At 72.7% G+C, this 20,303-nt stretch carries 21 protein-coding genes and 1 riboswitch; of the genes, 12 read left to right on the plus strand and 9 right to left on the minus strand.

Features of this window, described 5'->3' with window-relative positions; all coding sequences use genetic code 11:
• From ACFYYW_RS11550 to ACFYYW_RS11560, 3 genes are all read left to right on the plus strand, one after another.
• A complete protein-coding gene (locus ACFYYW_RS11550) occupies positions 1-1,422 on the plus strand; it encodes an amino acid permease (RefSeq protein ID WP_387647489.1) in 1,422 nt (473 codons plus the stop codon).
• A gap of 1 nt (position 1,423) precedes the next feature.
• A complete protein-coding gene (locus ACFYYW_RS11555) occupies positions 1,424-2,290 on the plus strand; it encodes a universal stress protein (protein WP_364411727.1) in 867 nt (288 codons plus the stop codon).
• A gap of 300 nt (positions 2,291-2,590) precedes the next feature.
• Positions 2,591-3,085, plus strand: a complete 495-nt coding sequence (locus ACFYYW_RS11560; RefSeq protein ID WP_026214021.1) for a transcriptional regulator — start codon at positions 2,591-2,593, stop codon at positions 3,083-3,085.
• A 342-nt stretch (positions 3,086-3,427) separates the two neighbouring features.
• Here the strand turns inward: ACFYYW_RS11560 and ACFYYW_RS11565 are convergent, their stop codons facing one another.
• From ACFYYW_RS11565 to ACFYYW_RS11575, 3 genes are all read right to left on the minus strand, one after another.
• Complete coding sequence (locus ACFYYW_RS11565) at positions 3,428-3,814, minus strand: SAV_6107 family HEPN domain-containing protein (protein ID WP_352322609.1); 387 nt, start codon at positions 3,812-3,814, stop codon at positions 3,428-3,430.
• 535 nt (positions 3,815-4,349) lie between these two features.
• Positions 4,350-4,541 carry a (4Fe-4S)-binding protein gene (locus ACFYYW_RS11570; protein ID WP_357705325.1) on the minus strand — a complete coding sequence of 64 codons (192 nt, stop codon included), beginning with the start codon at positions 4,539-4,541 and terminating at the stop codon, positions 4,350-4,352.
• Between the two features lie 6 nt (positions 4,542-4,547).
• Positions 4,548-5,720, minus strand: a complete 1,173-nt coding sequence (locus ACFYYW_RS11575; protein WP_387647493.1) for a cytochrome P450 — start codon at positions 5,718-5,720, stop codon at positions 4,548-4,550.
• Positions 5,721-5,811: 91 nt separating this feature from the next.
• On the opposite strand from ACFYYW_RS11575, the gene ACFYYW_RS11580 reads away from it, so the two are divergent.
• On the plus strand, positions 5,812-6,468 hold the full coding sequence (locus tag ACFYYW_RS11580; protein ID WP_387647496.1) for a TetR/AcrR family transcriptional regulator: 657 nt from the start codon (positions 5,812-5,814) through the stop codon (positions 6,466-6,468).
• Between the two features lie 71 nt (positions 6,469-6,539).
• Positions 6,540-7,037, plus strand: a complete 498-nt coding sequence (locus tag ACFYYW_RS11585) for a hypothetical protein (protein WP_387647498.1) — start codon at positions 6,540-6,542, stop codon at positions 7,035-7,037.
• Here the strand turns inward: ACFYYW_RS11585 and ACFYYW_RS11590 are convergent.
• Positions 7,026-8,750, minus strand: coding sequence for a hypothetical protein (locus ACFYYW_RS11590; RefSeq protein ID WP_387647501.1), 1,725 nt, complete (start codon positions 8,748-8,750; stop codon positions 7,026-7,028). The two genes, ACFYYW_RS11585 and ACFYYW_RS11590, sit on opposite strands and share 12 nt — an antisense overlap.
• Positions 8,751-8,827: 77 nt before the next feature.
• Complete coding sequence (locus ACFYYW_RS11595) at positions 8,828-9,664, minus strand: L,D-transpeptidase family protein (RefSeq protein WP_387647503.1); 837 nt, start codon at positions 9,662-9,664, stop codon at positions 8,828-8,830.
• A 123-nt stretch (positions 9,665-9,787) separates the two neighbouring features.
• Between ACFYYW_RS11595 and ACFYYW_RS11600 the strand changes: the two genes are divergently transcribed.
• Together ACFYYW_RS11600 and ACFYYW_RS11605 are read left to right on the plus strand one after the other, a co-directional pair.
• On the plus strand, positions 9,788-10,264 hold the full coding sequence (locus ACFYYW_RS11600; RefSeq protein WP_352328950.1) for a YbaK/EbsC family protein: 477 nt from the start codon (positions 9,788-9,790) through the stop codon (positions 10,262-10,264).
• A gap of 20 nt (positions 10,265-10,284) precedes the next feature.
• Complete coding sequence (locus tag ACFYYW_RS11605; protein ID WP_352328952.1) at positions 10,285-10,848, plus strand: GNAT family N-acetyltransferase; 564 nt, start codon at positions 10,285-10,287, stop codon at positions 10,846-10,848.
• Positions 10,849-11,125: 277 nt separating this feature from the next.
• Here the strand turns inward: ACFYYW_RS11605 and metF are convergent, their stop codons facing one another.
• Entirely contained in the window at positions 11,126-12,046 is a 921-nt protein-coding gene (metF, locus tag ACFYYW_RS11610; RefSeq protein WP_387647507.1) for a methylenetetrahydrofolate reductase [NAD(P)H], read from the minus strand.
• Positions 12,047-12,131: 85 nt separating this feature from the next.
• Here metF and ACFYYW_RS11615 point away from each other — a divergent pair, with 85 nt between their 5' ends.
• Positions 12,132-13,199, plus strand: coding sequence for a polyprenyl synthetase family protein (locus tag ACFYYW_RS11615; protein WP_387647510.1), 1,068 nt, complete (start codon positions 12,132-12,134; stop codon positions 13,197-13,199).
• Between the two features lie 197 nt (positions 13,200-13,396).
• On the opposite strand, the gene thiE is transcribed toward ACFYYW_RS11615, so the two are convergent.
• The 3 genes from thiE to ACFYYW_RS11630 are packed head-to-tail and all read right to left on the minus strand — an operon-like array spanning position 13,397 to position 15,620.
• Positions 13,397-14,068, minus strand: coding sequence for a thiamine phosphate synthase (gene thiE / locus ACFYYW_RS11620; protein WP_352331277.1), 672 nt, complete (start codon positions 14,066-14,068; stop codon positions 13,397-13,399).
• The gene (locus tag ACFYYW_RS11625) at positions 14,046-14,420 is read right to left on the minus strand and encodes an Rv2175c family DNA-binding protein (protein ID WP_352331275.1); all 375 of its coding nucleotides are present in this window, start codon (positions 14,418-14,420) and stop codon (positions 14,046-14,048) included. Before ACFYYW_RS11625 ends, thiE begins: the two co-directional genes overlap by 23 nt.
• Positions 14,421-14,450: 30 nt before the next feature.
• Positions 14,451-15,620, minus strand: coding sequence for an FAD-dependent oxidoreductase (locus ACFYYW_RS11630; protein WP_358294043.1), 1,170 nt, complete (start codon positions 15,618-15,620; stop codon positions 14,451-14,453).
• A 52-nt stretch (positions 15,621-15,672) separates the two neighbouring features.
• A riboswitch (TPP riboswitch) is annotated at positions 15,673-15,789 on the plus strand.
• Here ACFYYW_RS11630 and ACFYYW_RS11635 point away from each other — a divergent pair.
• The 4 genes from ACFYYW_RS11635 to pknB all read left to right on the plus strand — a co-directional run bounded on the left by ACFYYW_RS11635 (position 15,779) and on the right by pknB (position 20,296).
• A complete protein-coding gene (locus ACFYYW_RS11635; RefSeq protein ID WP_387647513.1) occupies positions 15,779-17,272 on the plus strand; it encodes an FAD-dependent oxidoreductase in 1,494 nt (497 codons plus the stop codon). (Overlaps the previous riboswitch by 11 nt.)
• Entirely contained in the window at positions 17,269-17,469 is a 201-nt protein-coding gene (gene thiS, locus ACFYYW_RS11640; RefSeq protein WP_352331034.1) for a sulfur carrier protein ThiS, read from the plus strand. Before ACFYYW_RS11635 ends, thiS begins: the two co-directional genes overlap by 4 nt.
• A complete protein-coding gene (locus ACFYYW_RS11645) occupies positions 17,462-18,217 on the plus strand; it encodes a thiazole synthase (RefSeq protein WP_364390689.1) in 756 nt (251 codons plus the stop codon). Before thiS ends, ACFYYW_RS11645 begins: the two co-directional genes overlap by 8 nt.
• 150 nt (positions 18,218-18,367) lie before the next feature.
• Positions 18,368-20,296, plus strand: coding sequence for a Stk1 family PASTA domain-containing Ser/Thr kinase (gene pknB / locus ACFYYW_RS11650; protein WP_387647517.1), 1,929 nt, complete (start codon positions 18,368-18,370; stop codon positions 20,294-20,296).
• The last annotated feature ends 7 nt before the right edge of the window (positions 20,297-20,303 follow it).

The following is a 20,303-nucleotide window of genomic DNA, read 5'->3' on the forward strand; positions in this document are numbered from 1 at the left end:
GTGACACTGGCCGCACGGCTGCTGCGCACCAAGCCGACCGAGCGCATCGTGGCCGAGGGCGGGCAGGGCGAGGGCGGCGAGCTGCGGCGCACGATGACGTTGTGGCAGCTCACGCTGTTCAGCGTGGGCGCCACGCTGGGCACCGGCATCTTCGTCATCCTGGGCCAGGCGGTGCCCAAGGCGGGTCCGGCGGTGGTGCTGGCGTTCGTGCTGGCGGCGGTCACGGCGCTGTTCTCGGCCCTGTCGTACGCCGAGCTGGCCGGGACGATCCCGGTGTCCGGGTCGTCCTACTCCTACGCGTACGCGACGCTGGGCGAGCTGGTGGCGTGGGTGTGCGGCTGGTGCCTCATGCTGGAGTACGCCGTGTCCGTCGCGGCCGTGGCCGTGGGCTGGGGCGAGTACCTCAACGCCTTCCTGCGCAGCCTGTTCGGCTGGACGCTGCCCGAGGCGATCACCCGCTCCCCCGGCCAGGACGGCGGCGTGGTCAACGTCACCGCGATCCTCATCGTGCTCCTGGCCACCTGGCTGCTGCTCTACGGGGCCTCGGAGTCGGCCACGGCCAACGCGGTGTTCGTGCTGATCAAGATCGCGGTGCTGGTGTTCTTCTGCGTGGTGGCGTTCACGGCGTTCCAGTCGGGGAACTTCACCCCGTTCGCGCCGCTCGGGGTGGCCGGGATCACGGCGGCCGCCTCGCAGGTGTTCTTCTCCTACATCGGCTTCGACGCCGCCTCCACCGCGGGCGAGGAGGCCAGGAATCCCAAGCGCGACCTGCCCCTGGCCATCCTGCTGTCCCTGCTCATCGTCACCGCCGTGTACGTCCTGGTCGCCGTGGCCGCCATCGGGGCCAAGCCGTGGACCGAGTTCGACCCGGAGAGCACCGAGGCGAGCCTGTCGCAGATCGTCGACCAGGCCACCGGCGCCACCTGGCCGGGGGTGATCGTCTCCTTCGGCGCGGTGATCGCCATCGCCAGCGTCGTACTCACGGTCATCTACGGCCAGACCCGCATCCTGTTCGCGATGTCCCGCGACGGGCTCATCCCCCGCATCTTCCAGCGGGTGAACCCGCGCCACCAGGTGCCGGTCGCCAACACCCTGATCGTGGCCCTGTTCATCTCGGTCCTGGCCGGGCTGGTGCCGCTCGGCCAGCTCGCCGAGGCCACCAGCATCGGCACGCTGTTCGCCTTCCTCATCGTCAACCTCGGCGTGCTGGTCCTGCGCTACCGCAGCCCGGAGCTGCCGCGCAGCTTCCGTACGCCGCTCTTCCCCCTCACCCCGGTGCTCGGCGCGATCTTCTGCGTCATCGTGATGGCCGGGCTGGCCGGCGTCACGTGGGCCGCCTTCGGCCTGTGGATGCTGGTCGGCCTGATCTGCTATTTCCTGTACGGCTACGGGCATTCACGGCTGAATGCCGAGGTGCGGTGACATGAAGTTCGACAAGGTCCTGGCCGGGTACATCGCCGAGCCGCGCGGCGCGGACGGGCTCGCGCTGGCCGTCGTGCTGACCCGGCAGACCGGGGGCAGCCTGACGGTCGCGACCGTCCAGCCGCCCGTGACGACCACGCCGGGCCCCGCCCGCGCCGACGAGGGCGCCTGGCGCTCCTACCTGCGCGAGCAGGCCGAGACCGCCCTCGCGCAGGCCCGCGAGCTGGCCGGCGACCAGGCCGAGTACGTGCGTCACACCAACAAGGGCAGCGGGCGCGGCCTGGTGGAGGTGGCCCGCAGGCGCGGCGCCGACGTCGTGGTCATCGGCTCGGCGCCGGGCGGCACCCGGTCCCGCATCACCGTCGGCAGCACCGCCGACCAGCTCCTGCACTCCTCGCCGGTGCCCGTGCTGCTGGCCCCGCGCGGCTACGGCGACGACCCCCCGGCCGCGTTCGAGCGCATCACCGTCGCCTACCGCCGCGGGCCCGGCGCCGACGCCGCCGTCCGGGGCGCGGCCAAGGCCGCGGTCACCCTGGACATCCCGCTGCGGCTGGTCACCCTGGTGGTCAGGACCGGCCGCCGCGTCCAGGTCGAGGAGGACATGCTCGTACGGCTGCGCGACCAGGCCGCCGCGGACCTGCGCGCGGCGGCGCGGGGGCAGCGGCGCCGGCTTCAGGTCGAGGTGGAGCTCCTGGAGGGCCGGAACGTGGCCCAGGCGCTCGGGACGACCACGTGGCTGCCGGGCGAGCTGCTCGTGTGCGCCTCCAGCGACGCCGGGCCGCTGCGCCGGGTCTTCCTGGGCGACACGTCCATCAAGATCGTCCAGGCCGCGACCTGCCCGGTCATGATTCTGACCCGCGAGACCTGACGCTCGATTTCACTCGTCAAACTATGACGAAGTAGTGTTGCCACCGGTACAAGAGGGGCGTTTGTTGCGTTCCCTCCCGGACCGGATTCGGCATCTTTTTTCCAATCAGCTTGACCTTAGGCTCCCACCCCTTTACCGTCACTGTGCGTAACCACACCGCGCGGCGTTCTGGGGTAAACCCAGGGCCACGGCTACCGATGGTGCCGAGCCTGGCACCGTACCCCCCGGTGGCTGGGGCATATGCCGCAAGGGAGCACAATCTACTAAGAGCGATACATACGAGAGCCGGGGGGCCACACGATGCCGTCTGAGTACGCAAAGTCGCTGGGTGCACGACTTCGCGCCATCCGCACCCAGCAGGGGCTGTCCCTGCATGGAGTCGAAGAGAAGTCGCGCGGCAGGTGGAAAGCCGTGGTCGTGGGCTCTTACGAGCGTGGCGACCGAGCTGTCACGGTGCAGAAACTTGCCGAGCTTGCCGACTTCTACGGGGTGCCCGTCTCCGAGCTGCTGCCCGGAGGCGCCGCGCCGAGCCCGCTCGGGCCCACTCCCAAGCTTGTGATCGACCTGGAGCGCCTGGCGACACTGCCGAAGGAGAAGGCCGGAGCGCTTGCCCGTTACGCCGCCACCATTCAGAGCCAGCGTGGCGACTACAACGGCAAGGTCCTGTCGATCCGCCAGGAGGACCTGCGTTCGTTGGCTGTGATCTATGACAAGTCGCCGAGCGAGTTGACCGAGGAGCTCATCAGCTGGGGCGTGCTCGACGCCGAGGCGCGCCGGGCCGTCGAGTCCTTCTAGCACCCACCGCTTCACCCCCGAAGGGCCCGCCAATTCCCCTGGCGGGCCCTCCGTCGTACCGCCACGAAAATGAACTTTCAATTATTCGGCGAACGCGACAAAGGGCCCCGAATCCACAAAAACCGATTCGTGAGGCCCTCACGCGCTCCGAGAGGCCGGGCGCGGACGAGAGAAGACCCTCCGGCTTATCAGAGGGACAGCGGGGACCACCGAGGGCTGACCGGCCTCCTTCGGGCACGCGTGTCAGCAACAGCCGCCTTGCTCACGTTCATCGGCTTTGTTGGACCCCGCCACCCGCGCTCTTCCGCGCGGCGGCGTCGCCTGGAGAGCCGGGCGGCGGGGTCAGCCCGCCAGCGGCACGTCCACCGGAAGCTGGGGCTGGGCGGGAACGCCGAGCAGGTCTTCCACCGTCGAGACGAACGTCTCGGCCTCGGCCAGGATCTCACTGGCGTCGGCCGCGCTGATGCCACGGACCACGCCGGCCTCCGCGGCCGCGCGCTTGGCGGCGCTCACGGAGAAGTAGGCGGCCCACTCGGCCAGGTGCGGCTCGGCCTCGGGCAGCAGCTCCCACGCGCTGCGCAGCCGCCGCCGGCGACCTTCCATGGGACGGGGACGGGCGGCCAGGATCGCCGCGGCCGCACGAAGAGCCGCCAGGTGGGCGGCCACGTATCGGGATGCCGGGGTGCGGGCGGCGGTCGCCTCCGCCAGGCAGGAACGTGAATCGGTCAAGTGTGCCCGAACCGCAGGCGACAGCCGAGGCCCGGGCGTTTCTCTAGGCCGTGGTGCCATCTTGCGCGCCTCCTTGGAGTCGTGGGCGGCGGCCGGCGTCTCCACCGGTGAGGCCAACACTCTCAGACGCCACCGACATTTCCGCCGGGCCGGCCGGACGAGGAGCTTCCCCTCTCCCCGTCCGGCCAGGACACGCCCACTCGTCTCCGCCGACGACGAGGACGCGCCCTTCGCCCGTGGAGCCTGGCCGCGGAAATCGCTTGGGGAAGCGAACGGCCGCGGCCAGGCCCTTGGGTGACGTTGAGCCGCGAGCCTCACCGCCACTAGGTCGAACATAATTTCGATCACGCTCGGTGTCAACCTGTTCCACGAACACAGGTTCGATGACCATGGGGCGAAACGATCGATCCGTCCCGTGACGTCCCTCCGTTCGGGCATGAGGATCGCCACCCGCGAGGGCGCCCGGAGCGCACGAAGCCGCCGCCACCGGGGGCGGTGGCGGCGGCGGGACGGCCGGATCGGACGGGACGGCGGCTCAGGAGACGGAGATGGCCCCCGACGGGCACAGGGACACCGCGCGCCGCACGGCCTCCTCCTGCCCTTCCTCGGGCACCTCGCGCAGCAGCACCACCGTGCCCTCGTCCTCACTCTGGTCGAACACCTCCGGCACCGTCAGGGCGCACATGCCCGCCCCGATGCACACCGTCGTATCCGCTGTGATCTTCATCGTGACCTACCAAGTGACAGGGAGGCGGTGCACTCCATAGACGCTCATGTCCGAGCGCATCGGCACCTCCTCAGGCGTTACGGCCAAGCGTAGGCCAGGCAGGCGCCGCAGCAGCGCCGGGTACGCGATGCGCATCTCGGCCCGGGCGAGCTGCTGCCCGAGGCACTGGTGGATGCCGTGGCCGAACGTCAGATGCCCGCCGACCGGCCGGCGGACGTCGAGGCGGTCGGCGTCCTGGAAGCGGGAGGGGTCGCGGTTCACGGTGGGCAGGTGGAAGGCGACCGACTCGCCCGCCCTGACCAGGTGGCCCTCGATCTCGACGTCCTCCAGGGCGCTGCGCACCGGGCCGATGTGGATGATCGTGAGGTAGCGCAGCAGCTCCTCCACGCCGTTGTCCACCACCGAGGGGTCGTCGCGCATGGCGGCGAGCTGGCCGGGGTTGGTGAGCAGCGCGTACGTGCCCAGCCCCAGCATGTTGGCGGTCGTCTCGTGCCCGGCCAGCAGGAGCAGGAACGCGACCCCGGTCAGCTCCTCGTGGTTGAGATCCTCGACGAGCCCGCTGAGCAGGTCGTCGGCCGGTTCGGCCCGCTTGCGACCGATCAGCTCCGACAGGTACGCCCCGATCCTGGTGAACGCGGCCAGGGCGTCGTCGGCCTTGGTCTCCAGGTTGACCAGGATCTTGGTCTCCTCCTGGAACACCGCGCGGTCCTCGTACGGCACCCCGAGCAGCTCGCAGATCACCAGCGACGGGATCGGCAGCGCGAAGGACTGCACCAGGTCTGCGGGCGGCCCGGCGGCCTGCATGGCGTCGAGGCAGGAGTGGGTGATCTCCTCGATCCTGGGTTCGAGCGCCTTCATCCGCCGCACGGTGAACTGCCCCATGAGCAGCTTGCGGTAGCGCGTGTGCTCGGGCGCGTCCATGCGCAGGAAGAACCCGGGCGGCAGTTCCTGCACGAGCTGCGCCCGGGTGGGCACGATGGGGTGCAACCGCTCCGGACGGTTGCTGAAGCGGGGGTCGGCCAGGATCGCGCGGGCGGCCGAGTAGCCGGTGACCAGCCAGCCGAGGTGGCCGTCGGCGAAGGTGAGGCGATGCATGGCGCCCTGTTGTCGCAGGGCCGTGGCTTCCTCGGGCGGATCGAACGGCCGCCGGCGGGTCACGGGAAAGGTCAGGTCGGACATGCTGGCTCCTTTCCGAGCTCACTCCCTAGAAAACCTCAACCGATGCAAAACTTCAATGCATGAAATTCGTGTATCGGTGTAGAGTTCCGTCATGGTAGGACTGCGGGAGCGCAAGAAGCAGCGCACGCGCCGGGCGCTGATCGAGGGAGCGCTCCGGCTGTTCGGCGAGAAGGGCTACGAGGAGACCACGCTGGCGGAGATCGCCGCCGCCGCCGAGGTCTCCACCCGCACCTTCTTCAGCTACTTCGCCAGCAAGGAGGACGTGCTCTTCTACGACTCCGAGCACCAGATCGAGCGCGCGCTGGCGTTCCTGTCCGCGCCCGCCCCCGGCCAGGCGCCCGCCGACCTGCTGCGCGCCTTCATCGAGGACGCGTTCTCGACCACGGACGACGGCCAGGACACCTGGTCGGAGCAGACGGCGCTGCGCCTTGAGCTCATCATGCGCGAGCCGCCCCTCCAGGCGCGGGCCCTGCACCTGCTGTTCGACAGCCAGCTCCGGCTGGCGGAGGCGCTGTCGGCGGCCTACCCCGGCCGGCTCGGCCGGGTCGAGGCGGCGGCGGCCGTGGGGGCGCTGATCGGCGCGGTGAAGCTGGCCGTGATGGCCACCCTCAACGACGGCCTCCCGGTGGAGCAGGCCCGCGACGCCGCCCGCCGGGCCGCCGACATCGCCCTGCACGGCCTCCACGGCCTCCCCCGCCGCCCCGCCTCCGCCGACCGCTCTGCCGGGGTCGCCGCGGGTGGCGCGTGACGGCGCGCGTCTGACAGGCTGTCGGCGCGGGCGGCGGGCCGCCTACGGGAACGGCCGCGTGAGGGGGATCGGTGCGGGGACGGACGGGCACTCTCATCCTGCTGCTGTCGGGGCCGGTCCTGGCGGCGGCGTACGCGGCCGTCAACTACGCGGCTCTGCGCACGGCGTCGGGGACGCGGGGCCCCGACCCGGCAGACCCGATGACCTCCGGCGGCCTGACGTCGCTGGGCTCGGACCTGTGGTGGATCGTCAGGGGCATCGCGCTGGTGGCGGGCGTCGCGGCGGCGGGGATCGCCGTGGTGGGCCTGCTGCTGCGCCGCGCGGCCCGGGGTCGCGGCCCGCTGCTGGTGTCGTCGGGCGTGCTCATCCTGCCGTACGCGCTCGGGCTCGCGGCGGCCGTCTACAACCCCGCGCCGAGGCTGGCCGGTTTCTACGACCATCAGGCCTTCGCCGACGCGCTCCCGCCGTACCAGTACTTCTCGGCCGTGCTCCTGCTGGTGGCGGCTCTGGCCCAGGCCGTCGGCATGGTCCGTGCGTACACCGCGGCCCGGACGGCGTCACCGCGCTGACCCGCCGGCGCAGCGGTCGCTGACCCAGGTGGTCCAGCCCTGGCGGGCGCCGCCCGCGCCGGTCGCGGCCCACCCCGCGGGCGCCGGCCCCGAGCCGGGCGGGACGACGGCGGTGCAGGCGCCGGCCGGCGGCCTGCCGTCGTAGAGCTCGGCCTCGGTCCAGGAGACGCGGTAGGCCAGGACGGCCCGGATGTTCCACATCACCCGCCGGTCCACGGCCACCCGTCCCGGGCCCGTGAGCACGGGCAGCCAGTCGGGCCCTGCGGCGGGCGCGGACTTCGGCGCCAGGTCGGCGGCGAAGACCAGGTTGACCGCCGCCAGCACGGCCAGCACCCCCGGCCATCCGCGGCGGGCCGTCAGCAGGGCCGCGCCCGCCAGCCCCGCCAGCAGGGCGAGCGCCGCGAGGGAGGCGGTGACCAGGTCGAAGGAGTCCCGCACCCGGCTGAGGAAGATCACCTCGGGGAAGTCGAAGGCGATGAACGCGTACCGCTGGAGCCGGTCCCCCGCGTACCAGACCACCACGCCGCCGGTCGCCGCGAGCAGCCCGGCCGCCGCGAGCGCGTGCCGCACGACGGCCCCGCGGCCGGCCCTGGCCAGCACGAGCAGCCCGGCCAGGGTCCAGGCGAGCGCCACGCAGGCCAGGTAGCGGCCATAGGCGTAGTTGCCGATCCGGTGCTCGTCGGGGAGCGCGGCCGAGGAGGCGTAGGCGATGCCCAGGGTCGTGGCCAGCAGGACGGCCGCCAGCACGCGCCGCGGCCCCGGCGCCGACCGCCTGGCCACGACGGCGACGGCGCCCGCGAGCCCGACCCCGGCCAGCCCCCAGGTCCCGGCGATCAGGTACCAGAGCTGCCCGGCCGCACCCGCCAGCGCCCAAGCCTGCCCGTCGAGCCCGCTCACCCGCTCGGCCAGGAGGCCGGACAGGTCACGCGCCCCGCCCGGGTACAGCGCCGCGGACAACACCCGGTTGAGCGCCGTCGCGGCTCCCGCCGTCACCACGGCGGCCACCAGCCCGGCCGCCGCGCCCCTGCGGCGCGCGAAGAACCTGCCCGCCGCGTCCCGGCGGCCCGCGACGAGCATCCCCGCCATCGCCAGGAGGGTCACCGCCAGGACGACGGTCCCGCGCAGGTGCACCGCCATCGCGAACCCCGCCAGCCCGCCCGCCAGCACCCCCGCCCTGGCCGACCCCCTGGCCACGAGGTCGTGCAGCGCGACCAGCCAGGCCAGGACGAGGGTGGGCAGGACCGCGTCGGCCAGCGCCAGCCCCGAGAACAGCAGCAGCGACGGCGACAACCCGCCCGCGAACGCCGCCGCCATCGCCGCCCGCGGCCCCGTCCCCAGCCGCCGCAGCAGCAGGTACGCCAGCGGGAACGCCCCCGCCGCCGCCATCGACCCCACCCCGACGACCAGCCGGTAGGCCACCACCGGGTCCTGCGTGAACCAGAACACCGGCGTCAGCAGCAGCGGGTAGCCGCCCTGGTAGAAGGTGAAGCCGGTCAGATCCGCCCCGGGCCCGCCGGCCAGCCACCGGGCGGCGATCAGGTATCCGGTCTCGTCCGGGTTGGCCACCGGCCCGGCGTGCTGCCGGAACAACCACAGCCGCAGCGCGACCTGCGCCACCCACCCGATCGCCAGCAACCACCACGACCGCGACCGGCCCCCGCGCCGCACGTACGGGGCAGGAGCCGGAACACGAGCTGCGAACGTCGTCGTCATGGAATCCCCCCTCAAGTCGGGGGAAGTCCAGCAAGAAGCGGATAACCCGGCCGTCACCGGATCCGGTTACGCGGACGTTATGCGCGCCTGAACGCGCCTCTCACATGCACCGGCACGCCCTTGCCGAGCAGGCCGGGCAGCACCTCGGCGACGTTCATCGGCATGCGCACGCAGCCGTGCGAGGCCGGGGAGAGCGGCACCGACAGCGCGCCGTGGAAGGCGATGCCGCCGTTGAAGAAGATCGGGTTGTAGAGCTGCCCCAGGTACGACTTGTGCCAGCCGCTGGCCCGCCACGTCGTGCGGAAGTCGCCGGTCGGCGTGCGGGCCGAGCCGCAGAAGCGCTGCTCCTTGCCCTGCCAGGTGGTCGTCTCGCAGTACGGGACGCCGCTGCCGGAGGAGATGTGGGTGATGAGCCGCACCTGGCCGTCGACGTACAGGACCATGACCTGCTTGGTCAGGTCGACCTCGGCGCGGGTCGGCTTGCCGTTGCCCACCAGCACCTTCGGGGTCCTCGGCCGTTCCAGCGCCTCCCACGTCCTGCGGGCGATCGTGCTGGTCGGCGTGATGCCGTTGACCTTCTGGAAGGCCCAGACGGCGGCGAGGGTGGCGCCGCCGTAGCGGCCGTCGGCCTTGCCGGGCAGGTAGCCCAGAGCCGCCAGGCGCCGCTGCAGCCAGGCGACGGACGTGCCCTTCGCGCCCAGCTTCAGCGTCTTGCGCGGCGCCGTGACGGGCGCTGTGACGGGCGCTGCGGCGGGCGCTGTCTCCGGGCCCGCCTTGGCCCCCGCCGCGCCGGAGGTGCCGGCCGTGCTCGGCGCGCCGGTGACGCCGGTGACGCCGGTCGTCGCGGCGGAGGTGTGCGCCTGCGCGCCGCAGCCCGTGAGTACGACGGCCCCAGCCGTCAGCAGAGCAGCCATTCCGGGCAGCCGTCGAGCCCCCACCGGTACCACCTCTCATATCACGAACTATCCGGATCGATGGACCCTACACCACCCGCCATGAACAGGTAATAAGCCGGTCAACCTGTTTAGAGTGTCCTCATGTCCGAGAAGTTGCCGGCTAACGCCGTCGTCGTGGAGGCCGCCCTGCGCGCGGCGGGCGCCACCGGAGAGATCGTCGTCCTGCCCGAGAAGGCCCCTACCGCGGCGACCGCCGCCGCCCAGCTCGGCTGCGAGGTGGGGGCGATCGCCAACAGCCTGATCTTCGACGCCGACGGCGCGCCGCTGCTGGTCCTGACCAGCGGCGCCCACCGGGTGGACGTCGAGCTCGTCGCCCGTACGGCCGGCGTCGCCGAGGTGCGGCGGGCCACGCCGGAGTTCGTCAGGGCCGCGACCGGTCAGCCGATCGGCGGGGTGGCCCCGGTCGGCCATCCGGCCCCGGTCCGCACCCTGGTGGACAACTGGCTGAGCAAGCACGAGGTGGTGTGGGCGGCCGGCGGCCACCCGCTGACGGTGTTCCCGACGACGTTCGAGGAGTTGGTGGCGATCACCGGAGGCACTCCCGTCGACGTCGAGTGACGTCGAGTAATGTGCGACGGGTGATCGAGTTTCGCGGGGCGGGCCCGGCCGAGTTCACCGAACGCCTGGACACGGTGATCGACATCTACACGGCGGCGATGAACCCGCCCCCCGAGCAGATCGCCGGCCGCAAGACCATCATGCGCAACCACGGCACATATCCCCATTTCCAGTGCTATTTCGCAGAATTGCGCGACCCGACCGGCGTGGCACGCCCCCAGACCGTCGGCTTCGCGTACGGCTTCCGCGGCGCGACCGGACAGTGGTGGCACGACGTGGTGAGCCGGGCGCTGGCCGACGAGGCGGGCGATGAGGCCGCGCGCGCCTGGATGGGCCACGCGTTCGAGCTGGCCGAGATCCACGTGCACCCCGACCACCAGGGCGCGGGCATCGGCCGGGCCATGATCCGGACTCTGTGCGCCGGCCGCGCCGAGCGCTCGGCCGTGTTGTCCACCCACGACCGCCCCACGGCCGCCCGCCACCTCTACGCGAGCATGGGCTTCACCGACCTGCTGACCCGCTTCGTCTTCCCCGGCGGCCACGAGGAGTACGCGATCGTCGGCCGCCCGCTGCCCCTCGACTGAGGGCGTCGCACGTCGCCGCAGGTAAAGCCGGTACTTGTGGGGTTTGCCTGGTCATGCCCGAGGGCATCTTCATGACAGAAAGTGACGGACACGTTACCGACTGGATACCACCCCCTGCCCGTCACCCGCCCGGTCCCCCTGCGGGCGGGTGACGGGCAACCGCGCGTAAGGGGACGGGGCGGCGGGACAGGCGGTGCGGTCAGGCGGTGCGGTCAGGCGGTGCGGTCAGGCGGTGCGGTCAGGCGGTGCGGTCAGGCGGTGCGGTCAGGCGGTGCGGTCAGGCGGTCGCGGCGACCGGCGTCAGGCGCTGGAACACCTCGCGCGAGGCGCTGGACCGGTTGAACGTGATGAAGTGGATGCCGGGCGCGCCCTCGTCGAGCAGCCGCTGGCACAGCTCCGCGCCGTGCTCGATGCCGAGCGCCCGCACCGCGGCCGGGTCGTCGGCGGCCGCCTCGAAGCGGGCCGCCACCTCGGCCGGGAACGGCGCCCCCGACAGCTGCTCCGACCGCGCGATCGTGCTCATCTGGGTGACCGGCATGATGCACGGGATGATCGGCGTGTCACAGCCCTGGGCCGCCACCCGGTCGCGCAGCCGCAGGTAGTCGTCGGCCTGGAAGAACATCTGGGTGATCGCGTAGTCGGCCCCCGCGCGGCACTTGCGCACGAAGTACTCGGTGTCGGACTCGATCGACGGCGAGCGCGGATGCTTGTACGGGAACGCCGCCACCCCGACGCAGAACTCGCCCGCCTGCCGGATGAGCCGCACCAGCTCCTCGGCGTAGAGCACGCCCTCGGGATGCCGCACCCACTCGGCGGTCGGGTCGCCGGGCGGGTCGCCGCGCACGGCCAGGATGTTGCGCACCCCCGCGTCGGCGAAGCGGCCGACCAGGTGGCGCAGCTCGCGCACGGAGTGGTTGACCGCCGTGAAGTGCGCCACAGGGGTGAGCGTGGTGTCGTGGGCCAGGCGCTCGACGATGTCGACCGTGCGGTCGCGGGTCGAGCCGCCGGCCCCGTAGGTGACCGAGACGAACGTGGGACGCAGGGACTCCAGCTCCCTGATCGCCTTCCACAGCTGCCGCTCGCCCTCGTCGGTCTTCGGCGGGAAGAACTCGAAGGAGAACGACCGGCCACCGGTGGCGAGCAGCTCACGGACGGTGGGGACACGATCGGGCAGGATGGAGGGTCGACCAAGCGCCATGGCCCAAGCGTACAGGCCGGTGTCCGGATCGGCCGCCCCTAGACCGGGGACCCGACCCCGAGTCCGCGCCCACTAGTCTCAAGGCATGACCACTGACGCCGCGAGCATGGACGCCCTGCGCACCCAGGTGGAGCGCGCCCTCGGGGAGTTCGTCGAACGGCAGCTGCCCGCCTCGGGCGACGCCGAGCTCGAACCGCTGCGCGCCGCCGCGGGCGACCTGCTGGCCGGCGGCAAGCGCCTGCGTCCCGCGTTCTGCTACTGGGGCTGGCGCGGAGCGGGCGGCACCGACGTGCCCGAGATCTTCACCGCCGCCGCGTCGCTGGAGCTGTTGCAGGCCAGCGCGCTCGTGCACGACGACGTGATGGACAAGAGCGACCTGCGCAGGGGCATGCCGGCCGCCCACCGCCGCTTCCAGTCCCTGCACGAGAAGGAGGGCTGGCACGGCTCGGCCGAGCAGTTCGGCGAGGGGGCCGCCATCCTGCTGGGCAACCTGCTGCTGGTGTGGTCGGGTGAGATGTGGCGCACCAGCGGCCTGCCGCCGGCGTCGCTGGCCGCCGCCCAGCCCGTCCACGACCACATGCGCACCGAGCTGATGTGCGGCCAGTACCTCGACCTGCTGGAGCAGGCCCACGGCGAGAACACCTTCGAGTCGGCCCTGCGGGTGGCGTTGTTCAAGAGCGGCAAGTACTCGGTGGAGCAGCCGCTCAGGCTCGGCCTGGTGCTCGCGGCCGGCGCGCTGGAGCCGTGGATGGACGAGCTGTGCACCGGCTACGGCCGCCGCGTCGGCATCGCCTTCCAGCTCAGGGACGACATCCTCGGCGTGTTCGGCGACCCGGCCCAGACCGGCAAGCCGGCCGGCGACGACCTGCGGGAGGGCAAGCGCACGATGCTGGTGGCCCGCACCCTGGCCGGGGCGCCTCCGCAGGCGGCCGCGACGGTGCGCAGGCTGCTCGGCGACCCCGCGCTCGACGAGAACGGGGTGCGCGCCCTGCGCGAGATCATCACCGACAGCGGCGCGCTGCGGGAATGCGAGGACCTGATCGCCGGCTATCTCGCCGACGCGCTGGCCGCGCTCGACGAGGCGCCGGTCACCGCCGAGTCGCGCACGGCGCTGACCGAGCTGGCCATCGCCGCGACGTCCCGCAAGACCTGACCCCGGGCCCCTCGTGGGGCCCCTCGTGCCCGCGGCCGGCCCGGGCGGCGCCGGCCTGGGCGGCCCGCTTCGGCGGGCGGCGTCGGTCTGGGCGGCCCGCTTCGGCAGGCGGGCTCGGCGCGGAGCGGCGGGCGCCCGTCGTGGACGGGCGCCCGGTCGTGTGTCAGGGGATCAGGCGTTCGGCGAACTCGGCGCGGTCAGGCGTTCGGCGAACTCGGCGCGGTCAGGCGTTTGGCGAACTCGGCCGCCGCCGCCCCCGGGTCCTCCGCGTCGGTGATCGCGCGTACGACCACCACGCGGCTCACGCCGTACGACATGACCTCGTCGAGGTTGGTGAGGTCGATGCCGCCGATCCCGAACCACGGCCGCGGCGCGGCCGACCCGGGGGCCGGTCCCAGCGAGGCCGCGTGCCGCAGCAGCGCCGGGCCGGGCGCGTGGCGGCCCGGCTTGGTCGGCGTGGGCCAGATCGGGCCGCAGCAGAAGTAGTCGACGCCCTCCTCCACGGCCGCGGCGGACGCCTCGGCGACGGAGTGGGTGGACCGGCCGATGACGATGTCGTCGCCGAGTATCTCTCGCGCGACCGTCACGGGAAGGTCGTCCTGCCCCAGGTGGAGCACGTCGGGCCGGGCGGCGAAGGCGATGTCCGCCCGGTCGTTGACGGCCAGCAGCTTGCCGTGCCGGTCGCAGGCGTCGCGGAAGACTTCCAGGAGCGCGAGTTCTTCGCGTGCCTCCAGGCCCTTCTCCCGCAGCTGGATGATGTCCACGCCGCCGGCCAGCACCGAGTCGAGGAACTCTGCCAGGTCGCCGCGGTCGCGGCGGCCGTCGGTGCAGAGATAGAGGCGGGCCTCAGAAACCGAGGGCCTGGGCACGCCGCTTGACCTCCGTGTGACGGCCGGCCTTGATCGCCTCGATGGGCGACCCCGGCAGGGACTCGTCTGGGGTGAAGAGCCAGCGCAGCGACTCGACGTCGTCGTAGCCGGCGTCCTGCAACACGGTCAGTGTGCCGGGCAGGCCCTTCATCACGTCCTTACCGTCGAGGAACACCGCGGGAACCTGTGGCCCGCCGCCGCCGCGGCGCACGCCGAGCAGCTTGTGGTCCTTGAGGAGTTGCTTGGCCCGCCCGATCGAGAGCTCGAGGCGTGAGGCCACTTCGGGGAGAGTGAGCCACTCGTCGACGAGCTGGTCGGTCTCCCGGTCGATCTGTGCAACAGAAAGCGTCACGAAACCACAACTACCACATGCCGTCCTTGCTCAAACAACACAATCCCGTAGGGGGACCTCTGGATCTACCAGGCGTTCTGTGTCGAGGCGGTGCCCGCCTTCGATGATCCTACGGCCCTGCACGTAGTCCCGGGGCCGGTCGACGGCGAGCACGGCGGCGAGGGTGTCGCCGGAGGTCAGCCAGACGGCCGACCACTTGCCCTCGGGCTCGCCCCGGTAGAGCAGGCGGTCGCCGGAGGGGTGGTGGCCGATGTACTGGACCATGTGGCCGAACTGCTCGGACCAGAAGTAGGGCGCCGGGTCGTAGACGGCCTCCTCCCCCAGCAGGGTCGCGGCGGCGACCTCGGGCGAGCCGAGCGCGGTGTCCCAGTGCTCGACGCGCAGGCGGACGCCGTAGCGGCGCGACCACCAGGCCGCGCAGTCGCCGGCGGCGACCACGTTCGGCATGGACGTGCGCAGGTGCTCGTCGGTGACGACGCCGTTGTGCAGGTCGATGTCGGAGCCGGCCAGCCATTCGACGGCCGGGCGCACGCCGATGCCGGTGACGACCACGTGCGCCTGGACGAACTCGCCGCCCACCAGCCGCACGCCGCCCTCGTCCACCTCGTCGACCATGGTGTTCAGGCGCAGGTCGATGCCGTCGTACCAGTGTCGCGTGCGGGCGCCGATCTCCGGGCCCACGGCGTTGGCCAGCGGGGCGGGGCCGGCCTCGATCACGGTCACCGAGCAGCCGGCCTTGCGCGCGGCGGTGGCGACCTCGGCGCCGATCCAGCCGGCGCCGATGATCGCCACGTGGGCCCCGGCCACCAGGCCGGCGCGCAGCTCGTGGGCATCGTCGAGGGTGCGCAGGACGTGCTGGGGGCCGTCGCCGGGCACGGTGATCGGCTCGGTGCCGGTGGCGATCACCAGGCCGTCGTAGCCGAGCTCGCCCTCGGTGGTCTCCACGACGCCCTCGCGCAGGGCCTTGGCGGTGACGCCCGGCCAGAAGTCGACCTCCAGCGCGTCGAGGTCGGCCTCCAGGAAGCTGGAGTCAGCCGCGCCTGACAGGACGGCCTTGGACAACGGCGGACGGTCGTAGGGCCGATGGCGCTCCTGGCCGATCAGCGTGATCCGTCCGGTGAAGCCGCGCCCGCGCAGCGCCTCCGCGCTGCGCAGCCCGGCCAGGCCCGCTCCCACCACTACGACATGGTTCACGTTCATGACCATAACGGGGGCGGTGCCGGCACGTCGCGCCGAGGCCGTAGGCTGGAGGCGCAAGACGCGCGGGAGTCCGGCCGTCACCGGGCTGAGAGGAAGGCTTGAGCGGGCCTTCGACCGCAAGACACCTGATCCGGATCATGCCGGCGAAGGGAGCGCGGATGAATGTGATCGTGGGCGGCGGGGTCGTCGGGTTGTCGATCGCCTGGCGGCTGGCCCGCGAGGGGCTGCCCGTCACGGTGGTCGACCCGGCCCCGGGACGCGGGGCGTCCTACGCGGCGGCCGGGATGCTGGCGCCCGTCAGCGAGGTCGCCTACACCGAGGAGCCGCTGCTGCGGCTGGGGGCCGCCTCGCTCCGGCGGTGGCCGTCCTTCGCCGCCGAACTGGCCGCCGACGCTGGGCTCGGCCCGGACCTCGGTGCGGGTCCTGGGGCAGGTCTCGGCACGGGGCTGAGTGGCGGTCCCGGTGGGGGGGCCGGTGGCGGGGCCGGGGAGGCGTTCGGGGGCGCGTTCGGGATGATCGGGCCGCAGGGGGCTGGCGGCCGGGCGCTCGACCTGCGCGCCGACGGCACACTCGACGTCGCCTTCGGGGCCGACGACCTCGCGGCGCTCGACGACCTGGCGGCGTTCATGGACAAGCTGGGGCTGCGGGTCGAGCGGCTGACCGGGCGCGAGTGCCGCCGTCTGGAGCCCATGCTGGCCCCTTCGGTGCGCGGGGGGCTGCTGGCCCCCGGTGACGCCTGGGTCGATCCGCGCCGGGTCACGGCAGCGCTGCTGGCCGCGCTCGACCGGCTGGGCGTGCCCGTGGTGCGGGCGCGGGTGACCGGACTGCTGCGCGACGACGACGCCGTTCCAGACGCCGTTCCAGACGCCGTGGCAGGCGCTGGGACCAGCCCTTGGAGCAGTTCCGGGACCGGCGGCGCTGTGACGGGGGTGCGGCTTGAGCCCGTGCCCGGTCAGCCTGAGCCGGCGGTGCGGGAGATCGCGGCCGAGCGGGTGGTGCTGGCCGCCGGGGCGTGGAGCGGGGAGCTGGCCGACGTGCCCGTCCGGCCGGTCAAGGGGCAGATCATGCGGTTGCGCTCGGCGCAGCCGCTGCTCGGGCGGTGCGTACGCGGGACGGTGCACGGCACGCCCGTCTACCTCGTCCCCAGGGGCGACGGCGAGCTGGTGCTCGGGGCGACCCAGGAGGAGCTGGGGTTCGACACCCGGGTGACCGCGGGCGGACTCTACGAGCTGCTGCGCGACGCCAGGGAGCTGGTGCCGGGCGTCACCGAGCTGGAGGTCGCCGACGTGGTCGCCGGGCTGCGTCCGGGCACCCCCGACAACCTGCCGATCATCGGGGCGGGCGAGGCTCCGGGGCTGGTGCTGGCGACCGGCCACCACCGGGGCGGGGTGCTGCTGGCCCCCCTCACGGCCGCCCTGGTCACGGCGGCGGTGCTGACACCGCCCGCGACGCCCCCGGCCGCGACGACGGCGCCCCCGGCAACGGCCCGGACAGGCACACAGACGGCGGCCCGGACTGCGGCCCAGACGGCGGTGCTCTCGACGAGGCTCTCGACGGGCGCGCAGCTTTCGGCGGGCGCGGGGATTCTGACGGGTGAGGAGGGCGAGCTGGCCGCGCTGTGCTCGCCCGCGAGATTTCGGGATATTTCATGATTGTGACGATCAACGGCGCCGCGCACGAGGTGGCCGACGGCACCACCGTGGCCCAGGCCGTACGGACGCTGACGACGGCCACCACCGGCGTGGCCGTGGCCGTGAACGACGAGGTGGTCACGCGGAGCTCGTGGGAGACGACGGCGCTCGGCGACCGCGACCGCGTCGAGGTGCTGACGGCGGTGCAGGGTGGATGAGCTGATCATCGCCGGGGAGAAGTTCGCCTCCCGGCTCATCATGGGCACCGGCGGCGCGCCCTCCCTGGACGTGCTCGACCAGGCCCTGGTCGCCTCGGGAACCGAGCTGACCACGGTGGCCATGCGGCGGCTCGACCCCGGCGCCCGCGGCTCGGTCCTCGACGTGCTGCGCCGCCGCGACATCAAGGTGCTGCCGAACACCGCGGGCTGCTTCACCGCGGGCGACGCCGTGCTGACGGCCCGGCTGGCCCGCGAGGCGCTGGGGACGAACTGGGTCAAGCTCGAGGTCATCTCCGACGAGCGCACGCTGCTGCCCGACCCGATCGAGACCTTCGACGCGGCCGAGCGGCTGGTGGCCGACGGGTTCGTGGTGCTGCCGTACATCGGCGACGACCCGGCGCTGGCGCGGCGGCTGGAGCAGGCCGGCTGCGCGGCGGTGATGCCGCTGGGCGCGCCGATCGGCTCGGGGCTCGGGATCAGGAACCCGCACAACATCGAGCTGATCGTGGAGGCCGCCGGGGTGCCGGTGATCCTCGACGCCGGCATCGGCACGGCCAGCGACGCCGCCCTGGCCATGGAGCTGGGCTGCGACGCGGTGCTGCTGGCCACGGCGGTCACCCGGGCCCAGCGGCCCGAGCTCATGGCCTCGGCGATGAGGGCGGCCGTGGCGGCCGGACGACAGGCGCGGCAGGCGGGCCGGATCCCGCGCCGGCGCTACGCCGAGGCGTCCTCGCCGACGACCCCCTAGCGACGCCCGGGAGACACCCCTGGGCCCCCGGCGGGCCGGCTCGCCCCGGCCCTCCCGCCGGTCGGGGCCGCTTCCGCGGGAACGTCTCCGCATCGGTTTCGGGCGCGCGGGCCCTGCCGGTGGCAAAACGCCCGTAAACTCAGGGGGGTGGTGGATAAGACGACTGCGGACCCCCTGGTCGGGCGGCTCCTCGATGGGCGCTACCGCATCGAGAGCCGGATCGCCCGGGGCGGTATGGCGACCGTCTACCTGGCGCTCGACGTCCGGCTGGATCGCACTGTCGCGTTGAAGGTCATGCACCGCTCGCTCGCCGAGGACCCGGCCTTCGTCCGCAGGTTCATCGGCGAGGCCAAGTCGGTGGCCAGCCTGTCCCACCCCAACGTGGTGCACGTCTTCGACCAGGGCACCGACACCGACGTCGTCTACCTGTCGATGGAGTACGTGCCGGGCCGCACGCTGCGCGACATCCTGCGCGAGCGCGGCAGGCTGCCCGCCCGCGAGGCGCTGGAGATCATGATCCCGGTGCTGGCCGCCCTGGGCGCGGCCCACCAGGCCGGGATGGTCCACCGCGACGTGAAGCCCGAGAACGTGCTGATGACCGACGACGGCCGGGTCAAGGTCGTCGACTTCGGGCTGGCCAGGGCGATCGAGGCGACCAACCAGACCCGTACCGGCGTGATGATCGGCACGATCGGCTACATGTCGCCCGAGCAGGTCACCACCGGCGGCGCCGACGTGCGCAGCGACGTCTACGCCGCGGGCATCATGCTGTTCGAGCTGGTGACCGGGCAGCAGCCCTACGACGGCGAGACGCCGATGTCGGTGGCCTACCGGCACGTGCACGACACGGTGCCGCCGCCGTCGTCGCTGGTGCCCGAGGTGCCGCCGCTGATCGACACGCTGGTCGGGCACGCCACGGCCCGCGAGCCCCACGACCGCCCGGCCGACGCCACGGCGATGCTGGTGGAGGCGGTCGACGCCCACCGGATGTTGCCCCGGCTGAGCACCCCGCCGGCCATGACGGCGGTGTTCAACCAGTCGATGCCGCCGCGGCCGAGCGGCGCGGGCGCCCCGTCGATGCCGCTGGCCGCGCCCGCCCACACGCTGATCCAGCCGCGCGCCGAGGTGACGCCGCCGGTGTCGCCGCCGCCGCCGTCCGGACGTTCGTTCCGGCCCAACTGGTTCCTGGTCGCGCTGGCCGCGGTCATGGTCGTCGCGGTGGCGCTGACCGGCTGGTACTTCTCCCAGACCAAGTACGTGCAGGTGCCCGACCTGGTCGGCCAGAACATGGTGGTCGCCGAGCGCACCGCCACGGGCAAGGGCTTCAAGGTCAACAAGGTCGCCGGCGAGTACGACGAGGACACCCCCGAGGGGCTGGTGCTGCGTACCGATCCCGAGGGCAAGACCGAGCTGGAGAGCGGCAGCACGATCACGCTGGTGCCCTCGCTCGGCCCCAAGCGGGTGATCGTCCCCAGCGTCAGGGGCCTGACCAGCGACGAGGCCCGCATCAAGATCGCCGAGGCCGGGCTCACCGTGGGCAGCGTCAAGCGGCTGCCCAACGGCGAGGTCGAGCGGAACAAGGTGATCCGCAGCTCTCCCGAGGCCGGCGAGAAGGTCAAGGAGGGCGCGAAGGTCGGCATCTTCGTGAGCGCCGGCATGGTGATGCCCGACGTGACCGGCATGCCGAAGGACGAGGCCGCCGCCTACCTCGGCGGCCAGGGCTTCCAGGTGCAGGTCAACGAGGTCGACGACGACGCCGAGCCGTGCACGGTCATCGCCCAGGCGCCGAAGGCCAAGTCCGAGGTCGACAAGGGCACCCCCGCGATGATCACGGTGGCGCGCTGCCAGACCGACTTCTGGGACTGGTTCAAGGGCGACAACGAGGCCCGCGACGACCAGGAGTTCCGCTTGGTGCCCGCGGTCATCGGCAAGAACGTCAAGGACGCCAAGTCGGAGCTGGAGTCGCTGGGTTTCCGCGTGCGGATCCAGCGGCTGGCCAACGGCGGCGTCGTGCAGTACCAGCGGCCGTTACCGAACAGTGAGCGGCCGCCCGGCGCGACCGTCTTCCTCTGGCAGTAGCGCGCCG

It is taken from the genome of Nonomuraea sp. NPDC001831, assembly GCF_042892035.1.
In the GTDB taxonomy this organism is placed as follows: Bacteria; Actinomycetota; Actinomycetes; order Streptosporangiales; family Streptosporangiaceae; genus Nonomuraea.